The organism is Pseudomonas sp. FSL R10-2189, from assembly GCF_009600325.1.
Classification (GTDB): domain Bacteria; phylum Pseudomonadota; class Gammaproteobacteria; order Pseudomonadales; family Pseudomonadaceae; genus Aquipseudomonas; species Aquipseudomonas helleri.
On the sequence record NZ_WIVZ01000012.1, the window covers coordinates 124454 to 130699 of the forward strand.

General features: G+C 58.4%; 7 protein-coding genes. 1 reads left to right on the forward strand and 6 read right to left on the reverse strand.

Going from position 1 to position 6246, the window contains the following annotated elements:
• Positions 1–15: 15 nt before the first annotated feature.
• On the reverse strand, positions 16–525 hold the full coding sequence (locus tag GHO32_RS11550) for a glyoxalase superfamily protein (protein WP_256665535.1): 510 nt from the start codon (positions 523–525) through the stop codon (positions 16–18).
• 60 nt (positions 526–585) lie between these two features.
• Here GHO32_RS11550 and GHO32_RS11555 point away from each other — a divergent pair, with 60 nt between their 5' ends.
• Positions 586–1071 (forward strand): ATP-binding protein, encoded by a 486-nt coding sequence (locus GHO32_RS11555; RefSeq protein ID WP_153336251.1) that lies wholly within the window; start codon positions 586–588, stop codon positions 1069–1071.
• 131 nt (positions 1072–1202) lie between these two features.
• Here the strand turns inward: GHO32_RS11555 and GHO32_RS11560 are convergent, their stop codons facing one another.
• The 5 genes from GHO32_RS11560 to GHO32_RS11580 form a co-directional block, all read right to left on the reverse strand.
• The gene (locus GHO32_RS11560; RefSeq protein WP_153332263.1) at positions 1203–1781 is read right to left on the reverse strand and encodes a flavin reductase family protein; all 579 of its coding nucleotides are present in this window, start codon (positions 1779–1781) and stop codon (positions 1203–1205) included.
• 118 nt (positions 1782–1899) lie between these two features.
• Positions 1900–2751, reverse strand: a complete 852-nt coding sequence (locus GHO32_RS11565; RefSeq protein ID WP_153336250.1) for a DUF1989 domain-containing protein — start codon at positions 2749–2751, stop codon at positions 1900–1902.
• Positions 2752–2765: 14 nt separating this feature from the next.
• Entirely contained in the window at positions 2766–3431 is a 666-nt protein-coding gene (locus GHO32_RS11570; RefSeq protein ID WP_314915101.1) for a GntR family transcriptional regulator, read from the reverse strand.
• A 17-nt stretch (positions 3432–3448) separates the two neighbouring features.
• A complete protein-coding gene (locus GHO32_RS11575) occupies positions 3449–4957 on the reverse strand; it encodes an amino acid ABC transporter permease/ATP-binding protein (protein ID WP_123749407.1) in 1509 nt (502 codons plus the stop codon).
• Positions 4958–5040: 83 nt separating this feature from the next.
• Positions 5041–5886 carry an ABC transporter substrate-binding protein gene (locus GHO32_RS11580; protein WP_153332265.1) on the reverse strand — a complete coding sequence of 282 codons (846 nt, stop codon included), beginning with the start codon at positions 5884–5886 and terminating at the stop codon, positions 5041–5043.
• Between the last annotated feature and the right edge of the window lie 360 nt (positions 5887–6246).

Consider the following 6246-nt stretch of genomic DNA (forward strand, 5'->3'; position numbering starts at 1 on the left):
TCGCGGGTGGGCCGATCAGCGTTGACAGAACCGTATGCGGTTGCCGAAAGGGTCGTGCACTTCCAGCACTTGGCCCCAGTCCTGTTGAACGATTTGCGGGCGCGCATAACCATAGTGTTTAGCTGTTAACTCAGCGTGAAACAGCTCGATATTGTGCACCGGGACAAAGAGCGTCGAACCCGGGCTGGCATCGCCGTGATGTTCCGACAAATGCAGTTCAAGCCCGTTACGGCTGATGCCCAAGTACAACGGCATGCCAGGTTCAAAGCGATGTTCGAATTCGACATTAAAACCCAGAAAATCGAGATAAAACTCCCGCGCCTTGGCCTCGTCAAACATTCGCAAGATGGGAATGGGTTTTTCGAATTCGATTGAAAACATGCTGCCTCCTGTCACCGACATGTCTGGATGCTCGCGCTGCCAAGCCTTGATGCTCAAGAGAGGCAAAAGGGCGGACAGCTTCAGCCAGCGCCGAGCATAACCAAGCGGGTGCAAAGGTGAAAGTTGCGTGCATCGGCTGGGCATTGCTTGCTGGCCCGATAGCGGTTGGGCATGATCTTTGGCTCACCTTCAGGAAGGCTGCTTATGACCACCCCCGTTCTGCATTTGATGTGCGGCAAGATCGCTTCGGGCAAATCGACCCTGGCAAAGACGTTGGTCGAAGAACATGCGGCGATTTTGATTAGCGAAGATCGCTGGCTGGCGGCGCTTTACCCTGAGGAGATTCGTTCGGTAACCGATTACCTGCGCTGTGCCAGGCGCCTGCGTGACGTGTTACAGCCCTTGGTGATCGACCTGCTGGGTTCCGGTGTCAACGTGGTGCTGGATTTTCCGGCCAACACCGTCGCTGACCGCCAATGGCTGCGGGCCTTGGCTGATCAGGCACAGGTTGCGCATTGTCTGCATTACCTGGACGTCGATGACGATACCTGCCGCGCCCGATTGCGCGCGCGCAACGCCAAGGGCGAGCATGAGTTTGCCGCCACCGATGCAGAGTTCGACTTGATCACCCGTTACTTCAAGGCCCCGGATGAGCAAGAAGGATTGACCGTCGTTAGGCAAAACGCCTAACCGCCCTGTAGTCGCTGACGAGGGACGAAGGCTGCGATCGGTCGAGCATCGGCCGTAAAAAGAGCCAAAGTCAAAAGATCGCGAGACAAGCTCGCTCCTACAGTTGGATCGCGTACAACCCGTAGCGAGGGTCAGGCCTCGTCAATATCCAGCGCTTCACCAGTCGCGTAGTAATGGCCACCGGCAATGTAGTGCAGGCTGCGCCAGGCCGGGTCGGCGGTTTCGAAGTGCCAATGGCCGTCGCTGAAAACGCGGGTGTCTGCCCAGGCACCGACCACTTCACCTATAAACAGGTCGTAGGCTGTCTGGTTGTGCGGTTCGGGGATCAGTTTGCAGGCCAGCCATGCCGAACACCCGGCTACGAACGGCTGGTCATGCCCTTCAATCGCAAACAGTTCAACACCGCTGTCGCTGAGTTTGTTCGGGTCGGTGTTGAGGCTCAAACTGCCGACTTTGCTGGTGAGTTCAATTTGTGCCACGGTCGGCACCTGAATCACGAACAAGCCGCTGTGCTCCACCAGTTCGCGGGTTTTTACGCTTTTGTCCAGCACCACGGTGAGCTTGGGCGGGGCAAAGTCCAGCGCACAGGCCCATGAGGCCGCCATGACGTTTTGCACGCCAGCATGGCGCGCCGAGACCAGAATGGTCGGCCCGTGGTTGATCAGTCGATAGGCTTTGTCCAGCGGGACGGCGGCAATGTGCTTGTCCATTCTTGCTCCTGAATAGAGGGCCGGGTAGGGAGCAGATAATGACTGATTTGTGCAAACCCGTCAGCGGGCCGGCGTTGACAGCGCCGCTGCGGGTTACACGTGCACGGTTGCAGCGGTATTACTTTTCCCACTCAGCCTTGGCAATCAGCAAGCCGTGATTGCCCTTATAGGCGGCGCGCTCGGGTTGCTTCCAGCCTTCGAGCAGCGACTCGTCGAGTTTGTAAATTTCAACGCCCAACGGGCGGCAGACCTTGAGCGGGTCTTCTGCGTCCGGGCCCCACATGGGCAATGACAGGTCGCCGCCAGGGCAGGTCGACAGGGCGCACAGCACGTCAATTTCAGCGAAAAACTCCAGGTAATCACCCTGTTTTGCCGGGCATGCCTTCATAAAGTACATGTCGTCGTGGTTCAGGCCGGTGCACTGGAAGATGTTCAGCACGTCATGCACGTCGAACTCGGTCAGGCCGTGGGGCAGCACTGCGCGGGTCAGGTTGGAGTGGCAATGATGATGAAAGTCTTCGCCGGTGAGCATCTTGTTGACGTAAGGGTCGCAGCGGGTGCCGAGCAAGTCGTGCAGGCGGCCGCCGTGTTCATCAATGCCGTAATCGGCCAGGCTATCGTCGGTGATGGTCACCAATGGCCGCAAAAACGGCAGGTTCGACCACAGGCGGTCATAAGTAGTGACGTGCGCGCCCTGCAACTGGCGGGTACGGGCGGCCCACATGCGCTCGCGCGGGTCGTTGGCGTTCCAGATGTTGAAGTCGCCAACTTGCGGGCCTACCGGCGTGGTCACGCGAAACACATGGCCTGCGGGTACTTTCCAGGCGCGGCCGGTACGGATCGGTACTTCGAACTGTTCGATCAGGGTGCGTTTGCCGGCAGATTCACGCACGCGGTCATAGAAAGGCTTGTCGACTTGTAGCGCGGCACCTTTGCTGACTTGGTAGGCCGCTGGATAGTCCTTGTACATAGTGGGTCCTCTTCTCAGGGTTTGGGCGTGCTGGCCAGAATGTCCAACAGCACGGTTTCGGAGTCATTGAGGTAGCTGCTCATGGCTTCCTCAGCGGCTTTCTTGTTGCCTTCGGCGAGCAGGTCGTGGATCTGCCGGTCGCGTTCGAGCCAGGGTTTCTGAAAGTTTTCTTCACTGGGGGCACTGGAAAACACCAGGCGCATTTGCGCCGCGACCTGGGTGAAAAACTCATCGAACAGCGGGCTGCGCAGCAAGCCGACGATGTGTTGGTGAAAGCGCAAGCTGTGGGTGCCGAAGGCTTGCCAGTTTTCCCGGTCCTGGGCCAGTTGTGCGGCTTCGATGGCTTCGAGCATCAGGTCGGACTGGTACTCGCGCAGCGGTTTGCTGGCGGCAATGGCCTGTAGTTCGAGGGTGCGGCGCACGTTGAAAATGTCGCGCACGTCGTCGATACCCATACGCCGTACCATCACGCCTTTGTTGCGTACGTAGCTGGTCAGGCCTTCGCGGCCCAACTGGTGCAGGGCCTCGCGCACGGTGTTGCGTGAGGCGTTGTAGGCATTCACCAACTCGCTTTCTGTCAGCGGCATGCCCGGCAGCAGGCGCCCGCCAATAATGTCTTCGCGCAATTCGATGGCGACCTGATCCGACAGGGACAGGCTTTTTTCCTTGGATTGATTCACGCTGAGACTCCTTGGGCTCATGCAAGCTGTACGTCTTTAAGGAACTTGGTCATGCGTTCGCTGCGTTGTTCGAGCATCTCGCGCGGCGCCGCATCCTGAATGATCTGGCCGCCTTCCATAAACACCACGCGGTCCGAAAGCTTGAAGGCGAAGTTCATTTCGTGGGTGACGATGACCATGGTCATGCCTTCGCGGGCCAGTTCTTCGATGACCGCCAGTACGTCGCCGACCAGTTCCGGGTCGAGGGCCGAGGTGGGTTCGTCAAACAGCATCACCGAAGGGCGCATGGCCAATGCCCGGGCGATGGCCACACGCTGTTGCTGGCCGCCAGACAGTTGATGCGGGTATTTGCCGGCGTGATCGAGCATGCCGACCTTTTTCAGCAGGGCCAGGCTCAGCAGGCGCAGTTCTTCACCCGCGCCATGGGCGTGATAGACCGGGGCGAGCATCACGTTCTCCAGCACGGTCTTGTGGGCAAACAGGTTGAAGCCCTGGAAGACCATGCCCACGTGCACAATGTTTTGCATGTGCACTTTGTGGCTGAGCGGGCCTTCCGGGTCTTGCGTGCCGCGCAGAAATGGCTGGCCTTGCAGGGTGATCTGGCCATGGTCGAGGCTTTCGAGGCCATTCATGGTGCGGATCAGCGTGGTTTTGCCCGAGCCGGAAGGGCCGATGATCGACACCACTTCGCCCCAGCGCACATTCAGGTCCACGCCTTTGAGCACTTCCAGTTCGCCATACGACTTGCGCACGCTTTGCGCTTGCAGGGCGAATTCGCCAGGGGCAGCCTGATCGCTGTTACGTCGGGTCACCACTTGGCCCAGTTCAGCCGGGGCGATGGTTTTGGGTTTGCGGCGGGTCACGTCCAGATGGTTTTCCAGCAGGTGTAGCAGGCGGCTGAACACTGTGACGATAAGCACGTAATAGAACGCCACGGCCAGCATGGTCTCCATCACGAGGAAGTTCTGGGTGTAAAGCTGTTGGCCCACCAGAAGGATTTCTGACAGCGAAATTACCGACACCAGCGAGGTCAGTTTGACGATCGTGATATATTCATTGGCCAGGGTGGGCAGCGCGACACGCAAGGCTTGGGGCACCACAATCAGGCGTTGAATGCCTTTATAGCCGACGCCCAGCGCCTTGCCGGCCTCCAGTTGACCTTTGACCACGGCCAGCAGCCCGCCACGGTGGATCTCGGCGATATACGCCGCTTCACTGAGCACCAGCGCGATAAGCCCGGCGCTGTAGGGGTTGGACAACACCACGCTGGTGGACGGAAACACCTGCGGCAGGTTGTAGACAAAAATCAGCAGGACCAGCAGCGGCAAGCTGCGAAAGAACCAGATATACAGGCCTGCGGCATTACGCAGCCAGCGGCGTTGCGACTGTCTGGCCAGAGCCAGAAAGAAGCCGAAGATGATCCCCAGCACCCAGGTTTCCAGGCTCAGTTCAACCACCGTCGCGACGGCCCGCCAGAAGTCACCGTTCCACAACAGGCCCAGGGTGTAGTGCCAATCGAATTGCATGTGCTTGCTCCGAATGTCTGTGATCGTTGCGCCGGTAGGGAAGCACTGGGGAATCCGCTACCGGTTACGCCTCACGGGGTGTTTCAGTTGCCCAATGCCGTGCTGATTTCCTGAGCCGTGGGTTCAGCCAGGTTGTAGCGGGCGAGCAGTTGGCCGTAGCTGCCGTTCTGCTTGATCTGCGCGAGGGCTTCAGTCAGCTCTTCCAGCAACGGCTGGTTGCCCTTGCGCACAGCCAGACCGATGACCACCGGGTAAATCAGTTCGTTGGAGCTGATCACGGTTTTGCCCTGGAGTTTTTCGACGGTGATCTTGGCCACAGCGGGGTCTTCCATTTGCACGTCGACCGCGCGTGACAGCAGGGCCTGAGTGGCTTCCGGCGAAGTCGGGAACTCGCGGGACTCAATCGCTGGCTTGCCATTGGGCAGGCAGTATTCGGCGGAAACCTGGTTGAGCTTGGGCACCCACGAGGCGCCTTTGATCGAGCCGACGCGCTTGCCGCACAAGTCCTGGGGTTGCTGAGGCTTGAAGTCGCTGCCGCTGAGCACCATCAGCGATGAGCCGGTTTTCAGGTAGCTGACAAAGTCGACCTGCTTGGCGCGCTCCGGGGTGACGTAAAGCGCCGAAGCCACTACGTCGAAGCGCTGGGCGTTGACCCCGAGAATCAGGTTGGCGAAGCGGGTGTCGAGAAAGCGCGGTTTCAGCCCCAATTGCTGGCCGAGCAACTGGATGAATTCCGGGTCGAACCCGGCAGGTTGTTTTTGATCCAGGTAGGTGTAAGGCGGGTAGGTCAGGTCGGAGCCGATCGACAGCTCCCCTTGTTTGAGCGTGCCTTTGACCTCTGCCGCCGATACCAGCGGCGCTAAACACGCAAGGGCGACTGTCAGCGCCAGGGTGTGCTTGGTGGTTTTGCTCATCAGACCTTTACGCATCTTCGTATCCTCGGTGGGTGACAGCAGTGCGGCAATGATTGTTCAACAATCTGTTATTATTGAGTATGCGTATATCGTGCCAACTATTATTTTTGGCGTGCGAAAGAGCGCTTTAGAGTCAGATAAATGATTTTTTGAGGGGGGAAGGTGCGCTTAAGCGGTGCGATTTGTTACCGGGCGCCACGTTTTGGGGCGTGGTGTGGGTTTTTATGTGTAGGAGCGAGCTTGCCTCGCGATCTTTTCAAAGATCAAAAGATCGCGAGGCAAGCTCGCTCCTACAAGGTGAACTGCCCCCAAAAAGTTGGACACCCATCCAACTTTTTGGGTTTTCAACATGAACAAGTACACAGAGCAATTTAA